General features: G+C 62.1%; 19 protein-coding genes. 14 read left to right on the forward strand and 5 right to left on the reverse strand.

Annotated elements, in window-relative coordinates; translation table 11 throughout:
* Window positions 1–145: 145 nt before the first annotated feature.
* From ACP7EW_RS24945 to dhaL, 5 genes are read left to right on the forward strand one after another with little or no spacing between them, the layout of a single operon-like run.
* The gene (locus ACP7EW_RS24945; RefSeq protein ID WP_177074331.1) at window positions 146–1,633 is read left to right on the forward strand and encodes a sugar ABC transporter ATP-binding protein; all 1,488 of its coding nucleotides are present in this window, start codon (window positions 146–148) and stop codon (window positions 1,631–1,633) included.
* Window positions 1,630–2,607, forward strand: a complete 978-nt coding sequence (locus ACP7EW_RS24950; protein ID WP_071494913.1) for an ABC transporter permease — start codon at window positions 1,630–1,632, stop codon at window positions 2,605–2,607. The genes ACP7EW_RS24945 and ACP7EW_RS24950 overlap by 4 nt, the downstream gene beginning before the upstream one ends.
* Before the next feature lie 14 nt (window positions 2,608–2,621).
* The gene (locus ACP7EW_RS24955; protein ID WP_269133650.1) at window positions 2,622–3,380 is read left to right on the forward strand and encodes an SDR family oxidoreductase; all 759 of its coding nucleotides are present in this window, start codon (window positions 2,622–2,624) and stop codon (window positions 3,378–3,380) included.
* 36 nt (window positions 3,381–3,416) lie between these two features.
* On the forward strand, window positions 3,417–4,418 hold the full coding sequence (locus ACP7EW_RS24960) for a dihydroxyacetone kinase subunit DhaK (protein WP_426220605.1): 1,002 nt from the start codon (window positions 3,417–3,419) through the stop codon (window positions 4,416–4,418).
* Window positions 4,419–4,421: 3 nt separating this feature from the next.
* A complete protein-coding gene (dhaL, locus tag ACP7EW_RS24965) occupies window positions 4,422–5,069 on the forward strand; it encodes a dihydroxyacetone kinase subunit DhaL (protein WP_033903114.1) in 648 nt (215 codons plus the stop codon).
* A gap of 71 nt (window positions 5,070–5,140) precedes the next feature.
* Here the strand turns inward: dhaL and ACP7EW_RS24970 are convergent, their stop codons facing one another.
* Together ACP7EW_RS24970 and ACP7EW_RS24975 are read right to left on the reverse strand one after the other, a co-directional pair.
* Window positions 5,141–6,118: a sugar-binding transcriptional regulator gene (locus ACP7EW_RS24970; protein ID WP_033903113.1), complete on the reverse strand. Its 978-nt coding sequence runs from the start codon at window positions 6,116–6,118 to the stop codon at window positions 5,141–5,143.
* 88 nt (window positions 6,119–6,206) lie between these two features.
* The gene (locus tag ACP7EW_RS24975) at window positions 6,207–7,379 is read right to left on the reverse strand and encodes a XylR family transcriptional regulator (protein WP_426220608.1); all 1,173 of its coding nucleotides are present in this window, start codon (window positions 7,377–7,379) and stop codon (window positions 6,207–6,209) included.
* A gap of 139 nt (window positions 7,380–7,518) precedes the next feature.
* Between ACP7EW_RS24975 and xylA the strand changes: the two genes are divergently transcribed.
* From xylA to ACP7EW_RS24995, 4 genes are all read left to right on the forward strand, one after another.
* Window positions 7,519–8,835: a xylose isomerase gene (gene xylA, locus ACP7EW_RS24980; protein ID WP_426220610.1), complete on the forward strand. Its 1,317-nt coding sequence runs from the start codon at window positions 7,519–7,521 to the stop codon at window positions 8,833–8,835.
* A 101-nt stretch (window positions 8,836–8,936) separates the two neighbouring features.
* A complete protein-coding gene (gene xylF, locus ACP7EW_RS24985) occupies window positions 8,937–9,938 on the forward strand; it encodes a D-xylose ABC transporter substrate-binding protein (RefSeq protein ID WP_426220612.1) in 1,002 nt (333 codons plus the stop codon).
* 5 nt (window positions 9,939–9,943) lie between these two features.
* Window positions 9,944–11,491: a D-xylose ABC transporter ATP-binding protein gene (xylG, locus tag ACP7EW_RS24990; RefSeq protein ID WP_426220614.1), complete on the forward strand. Its 1,548-nt coding sequence runs from the start codon at window positions 9,944–9,946 to the stop codon at window positions 11,489–11,491.
* The gene (locus ACP7EW_RS24995) at window positions 11,492–12,628 is read left to right on the forward strand and encodes a sugar ABC transporter permease (RefSeq protein ID WP_177061257.1); all 1,137 of its coding nucleotides are present in this window, start codon (window positions 11,492–11,494) and stop codon (window positions 12,626–12,628) included.
* 5 nt (window positions 12,629–12,633) lie between these two features.
* Here the strand turns inward: ACP7EW_RS24995 and soxR are convergent, their stop codons facing one another.
* Entirely contained in the window at window positions 12,634–13,086 is a 453-nt protein-coding gene (gene soxR, locus ACP7EW_RS25000; RefSeq protein WP_426220617.1) for a redox-sensitive transcriptional activator SoxR, read from the reverse strand.
* 88 nt (window positions 13,087–13,174) lie between these two features.
* Between soxR and ACP7EW_RS25005 the strand changes: the two genes are divergently transcribed.
* Entirely contained in the window at window positions 13,175–14,590 is a 1,416-nt protein-coding gene (locus tag ACP7EW_RS25005; RefSeq protein ID WP_426220619.1) for an MFS transporter, read from the forward strand.
* Window positions 14,591–14,614: 24 nt separating this feature from the next.
* Here the strand turns inward: ACP7EW_RS25005 and ACP7EW_RS25010 are convergent, their stop codons facing one another.
* Window positions 14,615–14,947 carry a hypothetical protein gene (locus ACP7EW_RS25010; RefSeq protein ID WP_426220621.1) on the reverse strand — a complete coding sequence of 111 codons (333 nt, stop codon included), beginning with the start codon at window positions 14,945–14,947 and terminating at the stop codon, window positions 14,615–14,617.
* Between the two features lie 344 nt (window positions 14,948–15,291).
* Window positions 15,292–16,791: a CoA-acylating methylmalonate-semialdehyde dehydrogenase gene (locus ACP7EW_RS25015; RefSeq protein WP_038844213.1), complete on the reverse strand. Its 1,500-nt coding sequence runs from the start codon at window positions 16,789–16,791 to the stop codon at window positions 15,292–15,294.
* A 109-nt stretch (window positions 16,792–16,900) separates the two neighbouring features.
* Between ACP7EW_RS25015 and ACP7EW_RS25020 the strand changes: the two genes are divergently transcribed.
* The 4 genes from ACP7EW_RS25020 (at window position 16,901) to ACP7EW_RS25035 (ending at window position 20,608) form a co-directional block, all read left to right on the forward strand.
* On the forward strand, window positions 16,901–17,839 hold the full coding sequence (locus ACP7EW_RS25020) for a LysR family transcriptional regulator (protein WP_426220623.1): 939 nt from the start codon (window positions 16,901–16,903) through the stop codon (window positions 17,837–17,839).
* 68 nt (window positions 17,840–17,907) lie between these two features.
* Window positions 17,908–18,852, forward strand: coding sequence for an ornithine cyclodeaminase family protein (locus tag ACP7EW_RS25025; RefSeq protein WP_426220625.1), 945 nt, complete (start codon window positions 17,908–17,910; stop codon window positions 18,850–18,852).
* Window positions 18,849–19,982, forward strand: a complete 1,134-nt coding sequence (locus ACP7EW_RS25030; protein WP_426220627.1) for an NAD(P)/FAD-dependent oxidoreductase — start codon at window positions 18,849–18,851, stop codon at window positions 19,980–19,982. The genes ACP7EW_RS25025 and ACP7EW_RS25030 overlap by 4 nt, the downstream gene beginning before the upstream one ends.
* Window positions 19,982–20,608, forward strand: coding sequence for a helix-turn-helix transcriptional regulator (locus ACP7EW_RS25035; RefSeq protein WP_016978348.1), 627 nt, complete (start codon window positions 19,982–19,984; stop codon window positions 20,606–20,608). Before ACP7EW_RS25030 ends, ACP7EW_RS25035 begins: the two co-directional genes overlap by 1 nt.
* Window positions 20,609–20,621 lie beyond the last annotated feature (13 nt).

Genomic DNA, 20,621 nt, shown 5'->3' on the forward strand with positions numbered 1-20,621 from the left:
ATAACGCCAAAACCTCGGCGAGAGCCGTGGGCAAAGGATTGACAAAACCGCCTCAACCAGTTTAAACATATGATCACTATCCGATCATATGATCAGGCTGTTGGTTAAGCCTACCTAATAAGAAAATCAGCAAGAGGACACACCGATGGCCACGCCATTACTGCTCCAGGCTGAACAAGTTTCCAAAGCCTATGCCGGAGTCCCCGCTCTGCGCGATGGGCGTCTCTCCCTGCGGGCCGGCAGCGTGCACGCACTGTGCGGCGGCAATGGCGCCGGCAAATCGACCTTCCTCAGTATCCTCATGGGCATCACCCAACGTGACGCCGGCACCATCCTGCTCAACGGCCAGCCGGTGCAGTTCGACCGCCCCAGTGCGGCACTCGCCGCGGGCGTGGCGATGATCACCCAGGAGCTGGAACCCATCCCCTATATGACCGTGGCCGAGAACATCTGGCTGGGTCGCGAGCCGCGCCGCGCTGGCTGCATCGTCGACAGCAAGGAACTGAACCGGCGCACCCGCGAATTGCTGCACAGCCTGGAATTCGACGTTGACGCCACCAGCCCCATGCATCGCCTGAGCGTGGCGCAGATCCAGCTGGTGGAGATCGCCAAGGCGTTCAGCCATGACTGCCAGGTGATGATCATGGACGAGCCCACTTCAGCCATCGGCGAGCGCGAAGCCGAAACCCTGTTCAAGGCGATCCGCCGCCTGACGGCGCGTGGCGCCGGCATCATCTACGTGTCCCACCGCCTCAGCGAATTGGCGCAGATCGCCGATGACTACAGCATCTTTCGCGACGGCGCCTTTGTGGAGAGCGGGCGCATGGCCGATATCGACCGCGCCCACCTGGTGCGCGGCATCGTCGGCCAGGAGTTGCAACGCATCGACCACAAAGTCGGCCGCGAATGCGCCGCCACCACGTGCCTGGACGTCAGTGGCCTGAGCCGCGACGGCGAGTTCCAGGACATCAGCCTGCAACTGCGCCAGGGTGAAATCCTCGGCATCTACGGCCTGATGGGCTCGGGACGCAGCGAATTCCTCAACTGCCTGTACGGCCTGACCCTGCCGGACGCTGGCAGCGCCACCCTGCAAGGCCAGCCGTTGCCGACCGGCACGCCGGCGGCGACGATTCGTGCCGGTATGTCCCTGGTCACCGAAGACCGCAAAGACAGCGGCCTGGTGCTCAGTGGCAGCATCCTCGCCAACATTGCGTTGTCGGCCTACAAGCAGCTGTCGAGTTGGTCGGTGATCAATGCGCGCAAGGAGAACGCCCTGGCCCAGAGCATGGTCAAGCGCTTGCAGATCAAGGTCTCGTCCCTGGACCTGCCAGTGGAGTCCATGAGCGGCGGTAACCAACAGAAAGTGGTGCTCGCCAAATGCCTGTCGACCCAGCCGATCTGCCTGCTCTGCGACGAACCCACACGCGGCATCGACGAAGGTGCCAAGCAGGAGATCTATCACCTGCTGGACGAATTCGTGCGCGCCGGTGGCGCGGCCATCGTGGTTTCGTCCGAAGCCCCAGAACTGCTCCACCTGAGTGATCGCATCGCCGTGTTCAAGGGCGGCCGGCTGGTGACCGTCAGCACCGACACCGCCCTTTCCCAGGAAGCCTTGTTGAGTCTTGCCTCATGAATAGCAAAGTCCTCGCCGCCCCCGTTACCGCCGCGCCGCGCAATCGCCTGCGCCTGTCCCTCGACCGTTTTGGCCTGCCGCTGGTGTTTATCCTGCTGTGCCTGGTAATGGCGTTTTCCAGCGAATACTTCATGACCTGGCGCAATTGGATGGACATCCTGCGCCAGACCTCCATCAACGGCATCCTCGCCGTGGGCATGACCTACGTGATCCTGACCAAGGGCATCGACCTGTCGGTGGGGTCGATCCTGGCGTTTGCCGGTTTGTGCAGCGCCTTGGTCGCGACCCAGGGCTACGGCCTGCTGGCGGCGGTAAGTGCCGGGATGTTTGCCGGGGCCATGCTGGGCGTGGTCAACGGGTTCATGGTTGCCAACCTGAGCATTCCGCCGTTTGTCGCCACCCTGGGCATGCTCAGCGTGGCACGGGGCATGACCTTTATCCTCAACGATGGCAGCCCGGTCACCGACCTGCCGGACAGTTTCCTGGCCCTGGGCATCGGCAAGCTCGGCCCCATCGGCGTGCCGATCATTATCTTTGCGGTGGTCGCGCTGATCTTCTGGATGGTGCTGCGTTACACCACTTACGGGCGCTATGTGTACGCCGTGGGCGGCAATGAAAAAAGCGCGCGCACTTCCGGCATTGGCGTACGCAAGGTGACGTTTTCGGTGTATGTGATTTCGGGCCTGCTGGCGGGACTCGCGGGCGTGGTGCTGGCGGCGCGGACCACCTCGGCCCTGCCCCAGGCCGGCGTGTCGTATGAGCTGGACGCGATTGCCGCCGTGGTGATCGGCGGCACCAGCCTGTCCGGCGGCACCGGCAGCATCGTCGGCACCTTGTTTGGCGCGCTGCTGATCGGTGTGATCAACAACGGCTTGAACCTGCTCGGGGTGTCGTCGTATTACCAACAAGTGGCCAAGGGGTTGATCATCGTGCTTGCGGTGCTGATCGACGTCTGGCGCAAGAAAAAACGCTAAGTGGAGTGTGTGCAATGTCCAATTTCTGGAACCAGGCGTTCGACCTCACCGGCCGTTGCGCCGTGATCACCGGGGGCGCCGCCGGGATCGGCCTGGCCTGCGCGAGTTTGTTGGTGGAGCGCGGTGCCAGGGTGGCCTTGCTGGATCGTGACCCCGCGGTGGTCGAAGTGGCCGCCAGCCTCGGCACGGGGCATTTGGGCCTGGTGGCTGATTTGCGCCAGCTCGATTCGGTACAGGCTGCGATTGATGAGGCCCACGCCGGACTCGGGCGCATTGATTACCTGGTCAACAGCGCGGGTGTCGCGCTGTTGGACAAGGCCCTGGACGTCAGCGAAAACGCCTGGGACACCACCCTGGACATCAATCTCAAGGCCAGCTTCTTCGTGGCCCAGGCCTGTGCCCGGCATATGATCGAACAAGGCGGCGGGCGCATCGTCAACCTGGCCTCCCAAGCGGCGGTGATTGGCCTTGATCGCCATGTGGCCTACTGCGCGAGCAAGGCAGCAGTGGTCGGCATGACCAAAGTGCTGGCCATGGAATGGGCACCCCACGGCATCAACGTCAACGCCGTGTCGCCAACCATCGTCGAGACCGCTCTGGGCAAGAAGGCGTGGGCCGGTGAACTGGGCGAGAAGGCCAAATTGCAGATCCCGGTGGGGCGCTTCGCCCAGCCGGAAGAGATCGCCGGGCTGGTGCTTTATCTGGTCAGCGATGCGGCCAAGATGATCACCGGCGAAAACGTGGTGATCGACGGCGGCTACAGCATTCAGTAATCCGATTCCAGACAGATAAGAACAAGGAAATACCCTATGAATCGAGTCATCAACGATCCGGACCTGGTGGTCGAGGACATGCTCGCGGGCATCCTCCTGGCGCACCCGGAACTGGCGCAGTACGAGAGCAACCCACGGGTCATCGGTAAGCGTAAGACTTCACCGGCCGGCCAGGTGGGCATTGTCACGGGTGGCGGTTCGGGGCATGAACCGGCGTTTCTGGGTTATGTCGGGCCAGGGCTGGTGGATGCGGTCGCCGTCGGCGAGATTTTCTCCTCACCCACCGCCAAGAGCTTCTTCGATGCGTTCCGCGCCGCCGACCAGGGCGCGGGCGTGGCGTGCCTGTACGGCAACTATGCCGGCGACAACATGAATGTAAAGCTGGCGATGAAAATGGCCGCCAGCAAAGACATGAACATTCGCACCGTGGTCGCCAATGACGACGTGGCCTCTGCACCACCTGCCGACATCGCCAAGCGTCGCGGCGTGGCCGGTGAGATTTTCATGTGGAAAATCGGCGGTGCCGCCGCCGCCCAGGGCTACGACCTCGACGGCGTGATCCGTGTGGCGCAGAAAGCCGTGGACCATTGCCGCTCCATCGGCGTGGGCCTCACGCCCTGCACCATCCCCGCAGTGGGCAAGCCAAATTTCCAGATTGCCGATGGCCTGATGGAACTGGGCATCGGCCATCACGGCGAGCCCGGCATTGAAGTGGTGCCGGTGGAATCCGCTGCCGCCATGGCCGAACGCATGCTCGCGCCGATCCTGGCTGACCGCGACTTCACCCAAGATGAGAGCGTGGTGGTGCTGGTCTCCGGCCTGGGCGCCACGCCGGTGATGGAACTGTATATTTTCTACGCCGAGGTCGAGCGCCAACTGCGCGCCAAGGGCCTGCGCATTCACCGTTGCTATGTGGGCAACTATTTCACGTCGCTGGAAATGATGGGCGTGACCCTGACCCTGCTCGGCCTCGACGCCGAACTGAGCAGCCTGATCGACCAACCCTGCCGCTCCATCGGCATGACACAGTCGGAGTAGAGCATGAGCGAGCATTTCCCCAGCAACACCGGTAGCGCCATCGTCACCAACTTGGTGTCGATCATCGTCGCCAACCGCGAATACCTCAGCGAAGTGGACGGCGCCATCGGCGACGGCGACCACGGCATCAACATGGCCAAGGGGTTCTCACGCTGCGGCAAGACCCTCGAAGGCCGCGAGCTGTCTTTGGCCGAGGCACTGGACGAATTGACCCTGGCGCTGATGGAAGGCATCGGCGGCTCCATGGGCCCGCTCTACGGCAGCCTGTTCATCGGCATGGCCGACGAAGTGCGCGGCCGCGACAGCATCGACGCGGCGACCTTCGCCAAGCTGCTGCGCGGTGGTCTCACGTCCTTGCAGGACATCAGCGACGCAGGTGTGGGCGACAAATGCCTGATGGATACGCTGATCCCGGCGGTCGAAGCCTTTGAACAGGCCCAGGCCAGCGGCGCGTCTTTCAGCGAGGCCTTGCGCCAGATGAAAAGCGCGGCCTCCCAGGGCCGTGATTCCACCCGCGACCTGGTGGCAAAAATCGGCCGCGCCAGCCGCCTCGGGGAACGTTCCCTCGGCGTACTGGATGCCGGCGCGGTGTCGTGCTGCCTGATCCTCACCGACCTCGCCGAATCGGTGGAGGCGCGGTTGGTTGCTTAGTTGGCAGCAGACTTCCCGTGGTGAGCGGGCTTTCCACAATAGCCCTGCCCACCACAAGGATGTGGTCGTCGTTAGCGACGCGTCGCATCATCCAGGGCAAGGATCGTGTAGGCATTCGACACGGTCGTCGCCAGGGTATTGATCACCCCGGAGCGCAACGCGCCGAGGGTGGCCGCTGCCTTGGTGTTCTCGCTGGCAATCGCCACCACATCGGGAATGCGCACCAACTCCTGCACCGTCAAGCCGATCACCCTGCCCTGCATGGCGTTGACCGCCGGCTGGCCGTGGATGTCGATGAAGTCGTAGCCCATCATGTCGCCCACCGTACCGGACACACGGGCCTGGGCGATTTCCTGGGGAGAAAACCAGCCCATGCGCACCATGTTGCTGTTCTCGCTCATGTCGCCGATGCCGATCAAGGCAATATCGGCGCGGCGCGCGCGGTCGAGGGTGGAGCGCACGGTGTCGTTGTTGATCAACACGCTGCGCAGTTCCGGATTGGCCACCAGGGCCGGGGCGTACAGGGTTTCGCTCTCGGCACCAAAACGCAGGGCCAGGCGCCGGCAGATATGGTCGGGGTTCATGTATTCGCCCGCCTTGAGCGAGCCGCCAATCGCACACACAAACGTGCAGTTGCGCGTCACCGGCAGGAACACATTCTCGGCCACCGCGCCGACGTTGCGACCCATGCCGACGGCGATGATCATGCCGTCACTGAGGGTCTTGTTCAGGTAGTTGGCGACCAGGCTGGCCACGGCCGAGCGCTGGGTGTCAGGGTCGCCATGGTCCACCGCGATCAACGCGCGGTCCAGCTGGAAACGCTCGACCAGCGCCTGCTCCAGCTCCGTGTTCAACGCCGGATGCTGCAACACCCGCACCTCTACCACCCCTTCATCCCGGGCGCGCTTGAGCAGCCGGCTGACCTTGACCCGCGACAGGTCGAAGCGCTTGGCGATGGCTTCCTGGGTGATGTTGTCGAGGTAATAAAGCATGGCCACTTCGGTCATCAGGTCGATGTCGCTGGCGGCACGCTGGGCACTGTCGGTCATGGGAGCTTCCATTTACGCCACAAAAAACCATTCTCCCTAGTCTGTGCGGTGCAAGTCCAGCGGCGAATGGGCCAAGCCTGCAAAGTTTCTAATGGTTCTGCTGGTATTCCCGTGGCGTGCAGCCGAACTCGCGACGGAACACCGTGTGCAGGTACTGCGCGGACTTGAAGCCGCATTGCTGGGCGATATCGGCAATCGCCAGGTGATCGTCCTCCAGCCCCTTGGCGGCGCTGGCGAGTTTGAAGCGCAGGATCTCGTCATGCACGCTGCACCCGCGCACCTTGCGAAAATGCGCCTCCAGTGACGAACGGGACACGCCAACATAGGCCGCCACCTGGGCGGTCTTGATGCCCTGGCAGGCGTACTGGCGGATAAACAGCAGCGCCTGCATCACATAAGGATGGCCCAAGGGTTGATGCAAGCTGGACGCCTGCACGTTGATCGCATCCGGCGGCACCAGCACCTGCGTGCCCGCGCAGGGCTTGCCGTGCAACATCTGATGCAACAGCGCAGCGGCGGTGCGGCCCATGGTTTCGGTGCCCTGGATCACCGAACTCAACGGCACCCGCGTGAGGGTACGGGTCAGCGGGTCATTGTCGATGCCGATCAGCGCCACTTCTTCCGGCACAGCAATGCCGGCAGTAAGACAGGCTTGCAGCAATTGCCGCGCGCGAGCGTCGGTGACGGCGATAATGCCGATAGGTTTGGGCAGGCTTTGCAGCCAGGCAATCTGTTGTTCGACGGCGCTGTCCCACAGCGGCGCGCTGGTGCCGAGGCCACGATAGATCTGCACGGGCAAGCCATCGCGTTGCAGCAAGCGTTTGAACGCCTTTTCACGCTCCTGGGCCCAGCGATTGGCCTGGGCTTCGGGCAGGCTGAAACAGGCAAACTGCGTCAGGCCGGCTTCGATCAAATGCTCATAGGCCAACTTGATCAAGGCGTAGTTGTCCGTGGCCACGTAGGGAATGCCCTTGGGATAGGCCCGCACATCCTCATAGGAACCGCCCACCGCCACCACCGGCACCTTGCTCCCGGCCAGCGCCTCGCCAATCAGCGGGTCGTCGAAGTCGGCAATGATGCCGTCACCCTGCCAGCGCTCGATGCCTTTGAGGCGGCACAGGAAGTCCTCTTCAAGGAACAAATCCCAGGACGCGCGGGTGCTGCTCAGGTAATTGCCGATGCCGGCGATGATGCCACGGTCGTAGATTTTGCTGCCGTTGAACAGCAAGGCAATGCGGTGCACGGGCGGTAGGGTTTTCATTGTTTTTATCCTGGGGCCGGTCGAAACAGACTAGCCCCTGCTACGCAAAATCGCACTCTCCCTTGATGATTTTCATAATCGGCAGGCCCGACGCCGTTGCTAGTATCGAGCCACCGCCAAGAACAATAAGGAAAACGCCATGCCGTACTTCCCCGGTGTCGAGAAGGTTCGCTTCGAAGGCCCCCACAGCGATGCCCCCCTCGCCTTTCGCCACTACGACGCCAACAAGCTCATCCTCGGCAAACCCATGCGCGAGCACCTGCGCATGGCGGCCTGTTATTGGCACACCTTCGTCTGGCCGGGGGCGGATATGTTTGGGGTGGGCACTTTCAAGCGGCCTTGGCAGCGCAATGGCGACCCGATGGAACTGGCCATCGGCAAGGCGGACGCCGCCTTCGAGTTTTTCTCCAAGCTGGGCATTGACTACTACAGCTTTCACGACACGGATGTCGCCCCCGAAGGCAGTTCGCTCAAGGAATACCGCCACCACTTCGCACAGATGGTCGATCATCTGGAGCGGCATCAGGAACAGACCGGGATCAAGCTGCTGTGGGGCACCGCCAACTGCTTCAGCAACCCGCGCTTTGCCGCCGGCGCGGCCAGCAACCCGGACCCGGAAGTGTTTGCCTACGCCGCCGCCCAGGTGTTTAGCGCGATGAACGCCACCCTGCGGCTCAAGGGCTCCAACTATGTGTTGTGGGGTGGCCGCGAGGGCTACGAGACCCTGCTCAACACCGACCTCAAGCGCGAGCGCGAACAGCTCGGGCGTTTCATGCGCATGGTGGTGGAGCACAAGCACAAGATCGGCTTCAAGGGCGACCTGCTGATCGAGCCCAAGCCCCAGGAGCCGACCAAGCACCAATACGATTACGACAGCGCCACGGTGTTCGGCTTCCTGCATGAGTACGGCCTGGAACAGGAAATCAAGGTGAACATTGAGGCCAACCACGCGACCCTGGCCGGGCACAGCTTTCATCATGAGATTGCCACCGCCGTGTCCCTGGGGATTTTCGGCAGTATCGACGCCAACCGCGGCGACCCGCAGAACGGCTGGGACACCGACCAGTTCCCCAACAGCGTCGAGGAAATGACGCTCGCCACCTATGAAATCCTCAAAGCTGGCGGGTTCAAGAATGGCGGCTATAACTTCGACTCCAAGGTGCGCCGCCAGAGCCTGGACGATGTGGACCTGTTCCACGGGCATGTAGCCGCCATGGATGTACTGGCCCTGGCACTGGAACGCGCGGCGGCGATGGTCGAGAACGACCGGCTGCAGCAATTCAAGGACCAGCGTTATGCCGGCTGGCAACAGCCGCTGGGCCACGCGGTGCTGGCGGGGGATTTCACCCTGGAATCGCTGGCCGAGCATGCCTTCACTCATGAGCTGAACCCGCAGGCGGTGAGTGGTCGGCAGGAGATGCTGGAAGGCATTGTGAATCGCTTTATCTACCGGTGACATTTGCGCGACAAATCTCTGCACGGAGCGTCGAGAGACGCTCTACAGTCTTACCCGCATCACGCTGTGTCTTTCCAAAAACAATAAAAGGACGCACCACCATGAAGTCATTCAAACGCACCCTCATCGCCACTGCCCTGGCCCTGCTCGCCCTGCCCGTCATGGCCGACTCAGCGCACCCGAAAATCGGTTTTTCCATCGACGACCTGCGCCTGGAACGTTGGTCCCGCGACCGTGACTATTTCGTGGCCGCCGCAGAAAAACTCGACGCCAAGGTCTTCGTGCAATCGGCCGATGCCAACGAGCAGAAGCAGATTTCCCAAATCGAAAACCTGATCTCCCGTGGCGTCGACGTGATCGTCATCGTGCCGTTCAACGCCACCGTCCTCACCAACGCCGTCGCCGAAGCCAAGAAGGCCGGGATCAAGGTGGTGTCCTATGATCGCCTGATTCTCAATGCGGACATCGACGCCTACATCTCCTTCGATAACGAAAAAGTCGGGGAGATGCAGGCCAGCGGCGTGTTGCAAGCGGCACCGAAGGGCAACTATTTCCTGCTCGGCGGCGCGCCCACCGACAACAATGCCAAGGTGTTGCGCGAAGGCCAGATGAAGGTGTTGCAACCGGCCATCGACACGGGCGACATCAAGATCGTCGGTCAGCAGTGGGTCAAGGAATGGAACCCCACTGAAGCCCTGAGCATCGTCGAAAACGCCCTGACCCGGAACAACAACAAGATCGACGCCATCGTCGCCTCCAACGACGCCACTGCCGGCGGTGCGATCCAGGCCCTGGCCGCGCAGAAACTGGCGGGCAAGGTGCCGATTTCCGGCCAGGACGCCGACCTCGCCGCGATCAAACGTGTGATCGACGGCACCCAGACCATGACCGTGTACAAACCGCTCAAGTTGATCGCCACCGAAGCCGCCAAGCTCTCGGTGCAACTGGCGCGCAATGAGAAGCCAACCTACAGCTCGCAGTACGACAACGGCAGTAAAAAGGTCGACACCATCCTGCTGACCCCGACGCCATTGACCAAGACGAACATCGACCTGTTGGAGAAGGACGGGTTCTATACCAAAGAGCAGATTGCCGGGCAGTGACCGCCATGGCCGACTACCTGCTGCAAATGAACGGCATCGTCAAACGCTTTGGCGGTGTCAACGCGCTGAACGGCATCGATATCCAGGTGCGGCCGGGGGAATGCGTGGGCCTGTGCGGCGAGAACGGCGCGGGCAAGTCCACCTTGATGAAGGTGCTGTCGGCGGTCTATCCGTACGGCACCTGGGAGGGCGAAATCCTCTTGGACGGGCAGCCACTCAAGGCCCATTCCATCAGCGAAACCGAGGCCGCCGGCATCGTGATCATCCACCAGGAACTGACCCTGGTGCCCGACCTGTCGGTGGCTGAAAACATCTTTATGGGCCACGAACTGACTTTGCCGGGTGGGCGCATGAACTACGCGGCCATGTTCCACCGCGCCGAAGCGCTGATGCGCGAGCTCAAGGTGCCGGACATGAACGTGGCGCTGCCGGTGTCGCAGTATGGCGGCGGCTACCAGCAACTGGTGGAAATCGCCAAGGCCCTGAACAAGCAGGCACGGCTGCTGATTCTCGACGAGCCCTCCTCGGCCCTGACCCGCTCGGAAATCGAGGTGCTGCTGGACATCATCCGTGGCCTCAAGGCCAAGGGCGTGGCCTGCGTGTACATCTCGCACAAGCTTGATGAAGTGGCGGCAGTCTGCGACACCATCGCTGTGATCCGCGATGGCAAGCACATCGCGACCACCGCCATGGCCGACATGGACATCGCAAAGATCATCACCCAGATGGTCGGCCGCGAGATGAGCAACCTCTACCCCACCGAGCCCCATGCGGTCGGTGAGGTGATGTTCGAAGCGCGCAACGTCACCTGTTATGACGTCGACAACCCCAAGCGCAAGCGCGTGGACGATGTGTCCTTTGTGCTCAAGCGCGGGGAGATCCTCGGCATTGCCGGGCTGGTCGGCGCCGGGCGGACAGAACTGGTGTCGGCGCTGTTCGGCGCCTACCCCGGCCGCTACAGCTGCGAGGTGTGGCTGGACGGCCAGGTGATCGACACGCGCACACCGCTCAAGTCGATCCGCGCCGGGCTGTGCATGGTGCCCGAGGATCGCAAGCGCCAGGGCATCATCCCCGACCTCGGCGTGGGCCAGAACATCACCCTGGCGGTGCTCGACACTTACGCCCACCTGACCCGCATCGATGCCGAGGCCGAACTGGGCAGCATCGACCAGCAGATCGCGCGCATGCACCTCAAGACTGCCAGCCCGTTTTTGCCGATCACCAGCCTGTCCGGCGGCAACCAGCAAAAGGCGGTGCTGGCGAAAATGCTAATGGCCAAGCCCAAGGTGCTGATCCTCGACGAACCCACACGCGGCGTCGACGTGGGCGCCAAGTATGAGATCTACAAGCTGATGGGCGCGCTGGCGGCCGAAGGCGTGGCAATCATCATGGTTTCCTCGGAGCTGGCCGAAGTGCTCGGCGTGTCCGACCGCGTGCTGGTGATCGGCGACGGCCAGTTGCGTGGTGACTTTATCAACGAGGGGCTCACCCAAGAACAGGTGCTCGCCGCCGCGCTCAGCCAACACAACAATAATGATCGGAAGACCGCGTAGATGAATCAGGTCAAACACCTTTTCACCCGCTACAAAATGCTCGCCCTGGTCATCGCCGTGGCGGTGATCTGGGTGTTTTTCAGCTGGCAGACCGAGGGGGGGTTCCTTACACCGCGCAACCTGTCCAACCTGCTGCGGCAGATGTCGATCACGGGAATATTGGCGTGCGGCATGGTGCTGGTGATCATCAGCGGCGAGATCGACTTGTCGGTGGGGTCATTGCTCGGTTTGCTCGGCGGGTTGGCGGCGATCCTGGATGTGGTGTATCACATTCCATTGCTCGCCAACCTGAGTCTGGTGGCGTTGTGCGGGTTGATGATCGGATTAGCCAACGGCTACATGACGGCCTATCTGCGCATCCCGTCATTCATTGTCGGCTTGGGTGGAATGCTGGCGTTTCGCGGGATTCTGCTGGGGATTACCGGCGGCACCACCATTGCGCCGGTGTCGCCATCGTTGGTGTATGTGGGCCAGGGGTATTTGCCGCATTCGGTGGGTATCGGGCTGGGCGTGCTGTTGTTTGCGCTGACGGTTTTTTTGACCTGGAAGCAGCGGCGCAATCGCGCATTGCATGGTCTGGCGGCACATTCGTTGGTACGTGATCTGGTGCGCGTGGCGGTGATCGGCGCCGTGCTGGCCGGGTTCGTCACGACCCTCAACAGCTATGATGGGATTCCCGTCCCCGTCTTGCTGCTGCTGGTGTTATTGGGCGTGTTCAGCTACGTCACCAGCCAGACCGTGTTTGGCCGTCGCGTATACGCGGTGGGCAGCAATATGGAAGCCACGCGCCTGTCGGGCATCAATGTGCAGGCGGTGAAGTTGTGGATCTTCGGCATCATGGGCGTGATGTGTGCACTCGCCGGTTTGGTCAACACGGCTCGTCTGGCGGCCGGATCGCCGTCGGCGGGGAGCATGGGTGAGCTGGACGCCATCGCCGCGTGTTTTATTGGCGGCACATCAATGCGCGGCGGCTCGGGCACGGTGTACGGCGCGTTGCTCGGGGCGTTGGTGATCACCAGTCTGGACAATGGGATGTCGATGCTGGATGTGGACAGTTATTGGCAGATGATTGTCAAGGGCAGCATCCTGGTGCTGGCGGTGTGGGTGGATGTGAGTACGCGCACGGGCAGACGCTGACCGCCTCACTTGCCCAGCAACACCGCCCCGTCCCCGACCTGCCCCAACCGATCTCCCGGATTGCGCAGCGGGCAGTCATCCAGGGACAGGCACCCGCAGCCAATGCACCCGTCGAGTTGGTCGCGCAGTTGCGTGAGGCTGTTGATTCGCTCATTCAACATGTCTCGCCAACGCGTGGAAAGCCGCGTCCAGTCCTTGGCCGTCAGCGGTCGCCCCGACGGCAGTTCCTCCAGTGCAGCCTTGATGGTTGCCAATGGAATCCCCGCGCGCTGAGCCACCTTGATCACCGCAATGCGGCGCAGGACATCACGGTGGTAGCGCCGCTGATTACCTGGGCTGCGTTGGCCATGAATCAAACCCTTGGCTTCGTAAAAGTGCACAGTCGCCACGGTCACCCCGCTACGCCGCGCCAACTCGCCTACCCCGAGGGGGATGTGCACATCGATTTTCGGTTCCATCGGCGGCTTGACCTCATCTATACATGAGGTCTTATAAAGAGTGTCGGCCTGCCCTGGCAAGCCTTCATTCCTTTGACATGGAGTCTCCATGAACACAACGCAACCCTCTCCCTCCAACTGGGCCGCCTTGCTGTCCGGTGCAAATGGCGTACGGTCACTGGCCCTGGCAGGCGGCGTGGTGCTGCATGCGATCAACGTCTACATCGCCACCACGATTCTGCCGTCAGTGGTCAAGGATATCGGCGGCATCGACTACTACGCATGGAATACCACGCTGTTTGTCGCCGCCTCGATCCTCGGTTCAGCGTTGTCCGCGCGTTTGCTTGGTCGCCTGGGGCCGCGTGGTGCTTATCTGGTTGCCAGCCTGGTGTTCGCCGGCGGAGCCTTAGCGTGCGCGTTTGCGCCTTCCATGCCGGTGATGCTGGTCGGACGGCTGGTACAGGGTCTGGGCGGAGGGCTCTTGTTTGCGCTGTCCTACGCGATGATTCGCCTGGTATTCGACGAACCCTTGTGGCCACGCGCAATGGCGTTGGTCTCGGGGATGTGGGGCGTTGCGACGCTGGTCGGGCCAGCGGTGGGCGGCGTGTTTGCCGAACTGGGCATCTGGCGGGCGGCATTCTGGTCGTTGATTCCGGTGGCCGGGTTGTTCGCCGTGCTGGCCGCAACCGTACTGCCCAGGCGCAGCACAGAGAGCGTTGAACCCACACCGTTGCCGCTCACTCAGTTGTGGCTGCTGACGGCAGCGGTACTGGCGGTGTCGGCCGGCAGTGTCTCTTCCACCCTGCCCCTGAACCTGTTGGGGCTCGCAGCGGCAGCAATGTTCACGGCGCTGCTGATCTTCACAGAAAGCCGATCCCGCCATCGACTGCTGCCCGCTGGAGCCTTTCGACTCACCACCGCGCTTGGCGCGCTGTACGCCACGATGTCGTTGTTGGCGGTCGCTGTGACCAGTGGCGAAATCTTTGTACCGCTGTTTCTTCAAGTCCTGCTCCACCAGTCACCGCTGGTGGCCGGTTATCTGGCAGCACTGATGGCGGCCGGCTGGACGCTGGGGTCAATCGCCAGCGCGGGAATGACAGGCGCGAATGTTCGTCGCGCGATCCTGGCCGGGCCGATCCTGGGTGTTGTCGGCATGCTGGCGCTGGCTCTTTTAATGCCTCGCGAAAGCAATGGCGGTGCGCAGACGCTTACGCCGATTTGCCTGGCCCTTACCCTGATCGGCCTGGGGGTGGGCCTGGCCTGGCCGCATTTGTTGACCCGGGTATTCCAGGTCGCACCCGACGGCGAACAGGACCTGGCCTCTGCGTCGATTACCACGGTGCAACTGTTCGCCACCGCGTTTGGCGCAGCACTGGCGGGCATGGTAGCGAACATCGCGGGCCTGACTGAACCCGGCGGCATTGAAGGCACAGCAAGCGCTGCGGTGTGGTTGTTCGGGGTGTTTGCGCTGGCGCCGGTGATAGGTATTCTGATTGCCAGGCGGGTCGTTCAACCGATCGGTTAGCGGCCGCTGATGCTTGACAGCCGACTAAAAAATGTAACAGCTGCTACGGTCTTCATTCTCATAGCGCCACGACTGGATAATGCCTTCACCCGAAACGAGCACGGAGTATCGACAGTCGCGGATCCAGGTCACGAAGTAGCGCTGGCTGTCGCCCTCCTTCACTACCTGGTCATAGACCTTTTTCTTGTTGACCGGGGACCAATAGGAATCGCTACAGCCACGGCTGCAATCGTCATAGAGGTGGGCATCGAAGCGTGTGCCGACAAACGCGTTCCTGACGCCCGTCCATGCCGAGTGAGACGGCGCACAGCCCGCCAGCAACGTGGCCAACAAGGCGACACCCATGATTTTTTTCAAAGCGTTCTCCAATGGACGGGGGCAGGGATCCATTCCCTGCCTGGAAAGTCATTTATAGGCTCAGGATTGACAGCAGCGCCCCCGGCAAGGCCAGCAGTGCTCCGAATCTTACTCAGCTCAACGTCGCATTTCCCTAGTGATTGCCTTGACTGTGTTCGCTCGCTGGGTGAGCGTGCCAAGTTCCTCTAAGTAGAGCAAGCGAAGTCAAGACTTGCGCCCGTTCCAGACGCCAATGTGGGAGCTGGCTTGCCTGCGATTGCGGTGTATCAGAACCAAAAAGGTTGACTAACACTCCGCTATCGCGGGCAAGCCCGCTCCCACAGTTGACCGCGTACTGGCTTGAGTTATTTGGAGACGGGCATGGCAAATTCGGCGCCTTGCTCGATGCTCTCCGACCAGCGCTGCATGATCGACTTCTGCTTGGTGTAGAAGCGCACGCCTTCGGTGCCATACGCGTGCATGTCGCCAAACAGGCTCTTCTTCCAGCCACCGAAGCCATGCCAGGCCATTGGCACCGGGATCGGCACGTTGATGCCGACCATGCCCACTTCGATACGCCGCGCAAATTCACGGGCGATGTTACCGTCGCGGGTGAAGCAGCTTACGCCGTTGCCGAACTCGTGATCGTTGACCAGCTTGATCGCCTCGGCAAAGTCATTCACACGCACACAGGCCAGCACCGGACCAAAGATTTCTTCGCGGTAGATGCTCATTTCTTGGGTCACATGGTCGAACAGCGTCGCGCCCAGCCAGAAGCCGTTTTCCAGGCCCGCTTCGGTGGGCACGTAGTCACGCCCATCCAGCAGTAATTGGGCACCGGCCTGTACGCCTTGCTCGATGTAGCCGCTGATACGCTCAAGCGCCGCGCGAGACACAATCGGGCCCATCTCGGCTTTCAAATCACGGCCGTCGGTGATGCGCAGTTGCTTGGCGCGTTCGGTCAGGGCGGCGATGACTTTATCGCCCACATCGCCTACCAGCACGGCGACGGAAATCGCCATGCAGCGCTCGCCAGCACTGCCGTAGGCGGCGCCCATCAGGGCGTCGACGGTTTTTTCGATATCGGCGTCGGGCATCACCACCATGTGGTTTTTCGCGCCGCCAAGGCCTTGCACACGTTTACCGTTGCGGGCGCCGGTTTCGTAGATGTACTGGGCGATTGGCGTCGAGCCAACGAAGCTCACGGCCTTGACGTCCGGGTGTTCGATCAGCGCATCCACCGACTCCTTGTCGCCCTGAACCACGTTGAACACGCCTTTGGGCAGGCCGGCTTCACGCAGTAGTTCGGCCATGAACAGCGAGGCGCTTGGGTCGGTCGGGCTTGGCTTGAGGATGAAGGTGTTGCCCGCCGCGATGGCGATCGGGTACATCCACATCGGCACCATCACCGGAAAGTTGAACGGCGTGACACCGGCCACAACGCCGAGGGGCTGGCGCATCGTCCAGTTGTCCATGCCACGGGAAACCTGGTCGGAATGCTCACCCTTGAGCAGATTGGGAATGCCACAGGCGAATTCGAGAATGTCGATGCCCCGGTCGACTTCGCCCTGGGCGTCGGTGAAGACCTTGCCGTGCTCAGCGACGATAATGCGCGCCAGGTCGTCCTTGCGTTCGCGCAGCAGGTGCAGGTATTCGAACAGCACGCGGGCGCGGCGGATCGGCGGGGTATCCGCCCAACCGGCAAACGCGGCTTGGGCGGCGGCAACGGCTTCGGACACGGTCTGGCGGCTGGCCAGGGCGACGCGGCCGGTCTTTTCGCCGGTGGCGGGGTTGAAGACGTCCTGATAGCGATCATCGCGGGACACGCGTTGGTCGTTGATGTAATGCTCGATTGTGGTTGTCATGGCAGTAGATCCCAGGTGGGTAGCGTTGGGGATCACGATAGACTTTCGCTTTGTTCCAAACCAGAGCAGAATCCAGAACTTATTGTCCACATACGCGAACAATCTACTCATGGAAAAGGCTGAAATCGAAGGGCTTTGGACTCACATCCACTGGCTGTCAGTGCTGGAAGAACAAGGCACCTACACCGCCGCCGCCGCACGCCTGGGCGTGAGCAAGTCCGCCGTAAGCCAGCGTATTTCCGACCTGGAAAAGGCCACCGGCACGCGCCTGGTGACGCGCACCACGCGCAGTGTGCGGCTGACCGATGCGGGGCTGTCGTTGACTCGCGAAGTGCGCAGCGCTTATGAGCAGATAGCACGCAGTTTTTCGTCGGTGCGCGACTCGGTCGGAGAGATTCGTGGATTGGTGCGGCTGACGGCACCTGTGGCGTTTGCCCGTCAGCAACTGGTGCCGCATCTGTCGGATTTTTTGCAGCAGTACCCCCAGGTACGTATCCAACTGGACGTATCAGATGCCCTGAGTTCACTGGCCGCCGAAGGCTACGACCTGGCCGTGCGCCACGGTTTCCAGGTGCCGGAAACCCATGTGGCCTGGAAGCTGTGTGACACCGGCTCGGTACTGGTCGCCACCCAGGATTACCTGCAACGCCACGGCGAACCGCGCGAACCCGGCGATCTTTCTACACATAACTGCCTGTTCTACCCACGCGGCACCGACCAGCCCGCCTGGACGTTCGAGCGCGGCACTAAAAACGTCGAACGCCTCACCGTGCCCATCGCCGGCAGCTTCGCCACCAACAACAGCGAAGCCCTGCGCGATTCGGCGCTCAATCATCTGGGCATCGCTCTGCTACCGGACTTCAGCGCCCACGCCGCGCTATCCAATGGCACGCTGGTGCAGGTGCTCAAGGGCTGGACGCTCAAAGGCGCGTTTGCCGATGAGATCTACCTGATCCGACCGTATTCGCCGCATGTGCCGAAGGCGGTGAGTGTGTTGGTCGGCTACCTGAAGGACAAACTGTCGAGTGGATTTCGATTTACGAGGTGAGGTTTACCTCTTGCTCAGCAGAACTAAAAGTCCATAATGGACAAATTAGTTTACCTGTGGAGACACTCATGCCCAGCACACCTCACGTGATCCACCAGGCCCAGGCCCGCGAACTGCTCGCCAAAGTCGATGTGCCGCAGATCCTGTGCAAGCTGTTCCATGACCTGGCGGCCGGGCAAGCAGTACAGCCCGCGCAGCAACTGGTGGAGTTTCCGCAAGCGGCCGGCGACTTCATCAATTACCTGGGCGTGCTGGCCGAGGACGGGGTGTACGGGGTCAAGACCTCGCCGTATATCGTGCGTGAGCAAGGACCCCTGGTGACCGCATGGACCTTGTTGATGTCGATGCAGACCGGCCAGCCACTGCTGCTGTGCGATGCCGCCGAGTTGACCACGGCACGTACGGCCGCTACCACTGCACTGGCGGTGGATGCGTTGGCGCCTTTAGCCGCGCGGCGTTTGGCGATTATTGGCAGTGGCAAGGTGGCGCAAGCGCATTTGCACTATGTGAAGGATTTCAGGGGTTGGCAGAACATCAGCGTGTATTCGCCAAGCCTGACCAACGCGCCCGCCGAGACCATCGAGCAGCTCAAAAGCCTGGACCCACGAGTGGTCATCGCCAAGAGCTGCGATGACGCGGTAGAAGATGCCGACGTGATCCTGCTGTGCACGTCGTCGGCCGGGCCAGTGCTCGACCCGTCGCGCCTGAGCAAACCGGCGCTGATCACCTCGATCAGCACCAACGCCCCGCGCGCCCATGAAGTATCGCCGCAGTCCCTCAACGGCATGCAGGTTTTCTGCGATTATCGCCAGACCACCCCAGGCTCGGCCGGTGAAATGCTGATCGCCGCTGAACAACACGGTTGGGACCCGCGCGCTGTGGTCGGCGACCTGCCCGAACTGCTCAGCGACCACGTCCAGCGCCCGTCCTACGACCGCCACGTATTTTTCCGTGCCATCGGCCTGGGCCTGGAAGACATCGCACTGGCCAATGCCCTCTGGAGACAACTATGAGCCACGCAGACTTCATCATTATCGGCGGCGGGATTGCCGGAGCTTCCACGGGGTTCTGGCTGTCGCAGCACGGCAAGGTGATTGTGCTGGAACGCGAAAGCCACCCGGCCTACCACTCCACCGGGCGTTCAGCGGCGCTGTATACCGCCGCGTATGGCACCCCGCAGGTGCGTGCGCTGACCCTGGCCAGTCGTGAGTTTTTCGACCACCCGCCCAGCGGTTTCTGCGAACACCCACTGCTGACGCCACGCGGCGAGTTGACGGTGGATTTCATCGGCGATGCGGCCGAGTTGAACGCCCAGTACCTGAGCGCCAAGGCCACTGTGGCGCAGGTGCAATTGCTCAGCGCCGACGAAGCCTGTGGGAAGTTGCCGATCTTGCGCCGCGAAAAAGTCCACGGTGCGCTGTATGACCCCACCGCCAGCGACATCGACACCGACGCCCTGCACCAAGGCTACCTGCGTGGCATCCGCCGCAACGGCGGTGAGGTTCGCACCGACAGTCATGTGCTCGGCTTGAGCCGCGATGCTGACGGCATCTGGCACGTGCAAACCCAGGATTCAACCTGCACCGCGCCCGTCATCATCAACGCCGCCGGCGCCTGGGCCGACCACATCGGCGGGCTCGCCGGCGCCGCGTCCATCGGCTTGCAGCCCAAGCGGCGCTCGGCGTTCATCTTCGCCGGCCCCGAAGGCGTCGACAGCCACCACTGGCCAATGCTGGTGGCGCTGGACGAATCCTTCTACATGAAACCCGACGCCGGCATGTTCCTCGGCTCACCGGCCAACGCCGACCCGGTCGAACCCCAGGATATCCAGCCCGAAGAACTGGACATCGCCATGGGCATCTACCAGATCGAAGAAGCCACCACCCTGACCATCCGCCGCCCGACCCGCACCTGGGCCGGCCTGCGCAGTTTTGTGCACGACGGTGATTTGCTCTCGGGGTTTGACCCGCAGGTAGCGGGGTTTTTCTGGGTGGCAGCACAAGGCGGCTATGGCATCCAGACCTCACCGGCCATGGGCCAGGCCAGTGCGGCCTTGGTACGCGGCGCGCCGCTGCCGGAGGCACTGACGCGGTTCGGCCTCGACGCTGGTATGCTCTCCCCTGCCCGCCTGGAGCCCCATTGATGAACACCGCTGAACAAGACAAGGTCATGCAGAACTTCCGCGCGATGGCCGACGCCATCGCCACGCTGTTCTTCCCCCACGCCGAAGCGGTGCTGCACGACCTGCGCTCGCAAAAAGTCGATTACATCGCCAACAACCTGTCCAAGCGCAGCATCGGCGATGACTCGGCGCTGGAGGACATGCTCGACGCTGACGTCAGCGAAGTGAACATCGGCCCGTACGAAAAGCTCAACTGGGACGGCCAGAAAATCCGCAGCCTGAGCACCGTGCTGCACGACCACAAAGGTCGTCGCCTGGCGGTGCTGTGCATCAACCTGAATATCTCACTGTTTGAAAACGCCAAGGCGGCGCTGGACCTGTTTCTGTCGCCAAGCAAGCTGATCCCGCAACCGGACTCGTTGTTTCGCGATGACTGGCAGGAGCGCATCAACACGTTTCTGCATGCGTGGATGCGCGAGCGCCAGTTGAGCCTGAACCTGCTGACCCGTGACCACAAGCGCGAGCTGGTGCTGGCGCTGCACGCCGAAGGGGCGTTCAAGGGCAAGAGCGCGTCGAACTATGTGGCCAATGTGCTGGGCATGGGGCGGGCGACGGTCTACAAACATTTGAAAGAATTGAAGGGATAACGTGAGCGGGCTG

The sequence above is a fragment of the Pseudomonas sp. DWRC2-2 genome (assembly GCF_049897885.1).
Taxonomy (GTDB): Bacteria; Pseudomonadota; Gammaproteobacteria; order Pseudomonadales; family Pseudomonadaceae; genus Aquipseudomonas; species Aquipseudomonas azotoformans_A.